Origin of the sequence: Streptococcus sp. DFI.7.26 (assembly GCF_022240605.1) — a bacterium.
Lineage (GTDB): Bacteria > Bacillota > Bacilli > Lactobacillales > Streptococcaceae > Streptococcus > Streptococcus xiaochunlingii.
Window position 1 is genome coordinate 1 of sequence record NZ_JAKOGN010000069.1, and the last position, 259, is coordinate 259.

The window sequence follows — 259 nt, forward strand, 5'->3', positions numbered from 1 at the left end:
GCCCTGCGCAATCGCGGGCTGATCTTCACTTTCAAGGCGTTCCGGGACGGTGTCTTCCTGCTCGCGAGCCTGTGCGACCTTCACGGCAACCGAGCCGCGATCGACCGCGACGAGGGCGGGTTGCCGATCAGGCTGACCCGCTCCGACGGCATGTTGATCGTCATGGCGAACGATCGCAGCGGCCTGCGCGAAAGCGTGACGCTGACCGCACCGAACGGGGACAGCCAAGTCGTCTCGCGCTATCGTTATGACGCAGGCG

General features: G+C 65.6%; 1 protein-coding gene. It reads left to right on the plus strand.

Annotated elements, in window-relative coordinates; all coding sequences use genetic code 11:
• The coding region (locus L0M85_RS09955) for a hypothetical protein (protein ID WP_238656952.1) at positions 1-259 on the plus strand (259 nt) is incomplete at both ends.